At 45.6% G+C, this 3,478-nt stretch carries 1 protein-coding gene and 1 pseudogene; one reads left to right on the top strand and one right to left on the bottom strand.

Going from position 1 to position 3,478, the window contains the following annotated elements:
- Positions 1-78: 78 nt before the first annotated feature.
- Positions 79-906 (bottom strand): annotated as a pseudogene (locus tag QUA83_RS13070) (serine/threonine protein kinase); the annotation flags it as partial.
- Positions 907-1,473: 567 nt separating this feature from the next.
- On the opposite strand from QUA83_RS13070, the gene QUA83_RS13065 reads away from it, so the two are divergent.
- A partial coding sequence (locus tag QUA83_RS13065) for a two-partner secretion domain-containing protein (protein WP_445301773.1) occupies positions 1,474-3,478 on the top strand: 2,005 nt, incomplete at its 3' end.

Here is a 3,478-nt window from a genome sequence, read left to right as displayed (position 1 = left end):
TCTCTTGTTTCATCTGTCGAAAGAATTCTTAAAGAATTTGGAGATAATTATGTAATTAATTTTGCTTAACTACTTACCTGTTGCTTGTAATTGAAAAAGACAAGTTTCTAAATCCTGCTTGATTCCCAAGGAACTTTGATAGCGGTTTTCGGCATTTTTCGCCATCAGCTTGCTGACAATTTGCGAGACAATTAGGGGAATTTCTGGCTCGATTTCGTGCGGAGGAACTGGCTGTCTAGCAATGTGGCAGTGAACTATCTCTAAAGCATCTTTTGTCTCAAAAGGCAATTTTCCTGTCAGCAATTCGTAGAATGTGACGCCGAGAGAGTAAAAGTCAGTACGGTAGTCGAGAGTGCGATTCATCCTACCAGTTTGTTCCGGCGAGATGTAAGCGAGGGTTCCTTCTAAAACGTTGGGATTTTTCAGGGTTGGCATTTCTCGCGTTAGCTGAGTGGAAATGCCAAAGTCGATAATTTTTAATTGTTTCGTTTGGGGGTTGTAAACAATATTAGAAGGGTTAATATCTTTGTGGATGATGTTTGCTGTGTGAATTTGTCCTAAAATTTTAGTGGTTTTGATAGCAATTTGCAGAAACTCCTTGAGGCTAAACTTTCGCTCCTGCATCCAAATTGTCAAGGATTCCCCCCCAAAGTCCTCCATAAACATCACGAGGCTGTTTTGGTATTTTTGCAAGTCATAAACCTGCACGACTCCAGCCTCTTTCAACTCTCGGGTGATGCGGTATTCGGTGCGGTAGCGCACCAATTCTTGAGGTGTGGGGTAGCTCTCTTTGAGAAGTTTGAGGATGATTGGTTGGTTATCTGCTTCCCGAATCGCCCGGTAAACCACAGAGTTGGCGCTTTCATAGAGAAGTGTCACAACGGTAACGCCTGGAATCGAGAGCATATTGATTTTTTTTCTAAAAATTAACGCTAAGTCAAAACGCACCAGCTTTGTGTATAGAATAGCGCGTTAGAAAGGACAAAAGGGGATTTGTTAACAAATGTTGAGTTTTTTGGGTAGCAGCCTGCAAATACTTTGTGGTCGACCCGATCGCGATCGCCTAATTTGTAGGGTACACCAACAGTCGATCGCACTTTTGCTTTGATTTTCAGCTCACATTACGCAGCCTGGGGTGTGACACAGCATAATTACGCATAAAACTCTATTTTTAAAATAATAAATTATGGCTTTAAAACGTTTTTTCTCAGTCAATGTACGGTATAAAACTATAAATTATAGCTTTATTGCTGGCTAAAAATAAGTAAAAACCGATCGTGACAGTGGAGGGTGCAGAATGTGGGTTTCAGGTATAGCAACCGCCCTGATGGTGACGAGGTTCTTAAATCGCTAAGTCAGTGTCGCAGTTGACCGCACTGAGCAGTCAATACCTTAAAATTATAATTGTCAGATACGTGCTCTGCCAGCTCAAAGCTAATGAAACTAGCCTTCTTTTCTATACAGGGTGCTGCAATGCTAGCGATCGCAGCCACTATTGTCAGTACAGGGGTGCTACAAGCACAACCCATTGTTCCCGCACCCGATCGCACTGGCACTACTGTCACACCCGACGGCGATCGCTTGAATATCACAGGTGGCCAAACTTCTAGAGATGGAGCCAATCTTTTCCACAGTTTTCAACAGTTTGGGCTTAGCGAAGGGCAGATTGCTAATTTTATCTCTAATCCCGCTATTCGCAACATTCTAGGTCGGGTAGTAGGCGGCAATCCTTCTATTATTAATGGTTTAATTCAAGTAAGTGGCGGCAATTCCAACCTGTTTTTAATAAATCCTTCGGGCATGATCTTTGGCCCTAATGCTAGCTTGAATCTTCCGGCTGCTTTTACAGCTACTACTGCTACTAACATAGGTTTTGATTCCGGTTTGTTCAATGTGGCTGGAGCGAACGACTACAGTACGCTGATAGGAACTCCAAACACTTTTTACTTTAATCTCAGCCAACCGGGAAGTATCCTCAATGCAAGTAATTTAGCTGTTTTGCCGGGACAAAGTATAACTTTAATTGGCGGCACTGTCGTCAGCAATGGTTCCATTAATGCTCCCCAAGGTAATATTATTGTCGCTGCTGTTCCCGGTAAAAATGCTATTCGGATTAGTCAAAAAGGACATTTATTAAGTTTAGAAATTGGGGTTGTTGACGGGGAATTGTTGGCACAGAATGGGCAATTATCTCTGCCTTTGTCTCTTCCGCAATTGCTTGCGGGCGCAGGGGGGAACTCTGCTACTGGTATCTCGATTAACAGTGCAGGAGAAGTGGTTTTGACGGGGGGTTTGAGGGTGGAAAGCGGAGATGTGGCGATCGCTAGTTCTACTGTTAACATTCAGAATGCTACACTCTCAGCAGCACGTAATCTCACTTTGGTAGAAAGCCAGCTACTTACTCAGAACAATTTGTATCTGTTGGCAGGAGATACGGTGCGGGTGAGGGATGGAAGTTATCCTTTTAGGGCGATCGCAGGTGGCAATCTTACTATACAAGGTAATCAAAATATTGATATCTTCGCGCTAAATTACCCTAACCCTGCATTCCAATCCGCAGGGGATATCACATTATTGAGCAATGGCACTGTTTCGGGTGATGCTCACTTCGCTGCGGGAGGTAATGTAAGTATTCTCACATTGGCTGGCAACGGCGGCAGTTTTGTGAGTTTGTTCGACCCGATTATTAGCTCCGAGGGAGATGTGAGATTTGGGGATTATACTGGAACCTCACTTAAGGTAGAAGCAAAAGGCGCGATCGCGGCGGGAGATATTAGTATCACTGGCCCAGATACTACTTTGTCAGGTTCGCCAGATCCAGATGCGGCGGTGCTTTCAGGTAGTGCAGCTTTAATTCTGCGATCGGGCGTTTCGACTTTGGCGAATGCTGCGAATCTGCCGCCGAATGTCACCGCAGGGGAGACATTTTTTGCTTCACCGGGTGTTGCTTCGGGCAATAGCATCGGAGTGGGAGCGATTTCGACTGCAGGCGGGCCTGTGATTTTGGAGTCAGCAGGGGACATTGCGCTGGATGCGATCGCCACTTCTGGGGGTAATATTACTCTCAAAGCTGCCAGCGACATCGCCGTTACAGGCACTCTTCAGTCTACTGGCGGCAGTATTGACCTCACGGCTGGCAATCTTCTCACAGTCAGCGGCACTTTTACAGATAGTAGCGGTGTAAATGTGAGCATTTCCAGCGCTAATGGCACGGGTGGCGGCGCGATTACTCTTCGCCACGCGGGGAGCACGACTACACCTTTTATTGTCGGCGATGCGACAACGAATGGGACGACGGGAGCGATTACATCAGGTTCTGAGACTATTTCGCCGCAGTTCCCGGTGCCGGTGCCACCCAGCATTTACACTCAGGGCAATATTACTCTCATTACTTCGGTGCCATCTCCAACACCTACACCAATATCTCCAACACCTACACCAATATCTCCAACACCTACACCAATATCTCCAACACCTA

The organism is Microcoleus sp. K1-B1 (genome assembly GCF_036704705.1).
GTDB lineage: Bacteria > Cyanobacteriota > Cyanobacteriia > Cyanobacteriales > Microcoleaceae > Microcoleus.
This window is presented reverse-complemented; position numbering and strand designations above follow the sequence as displayed.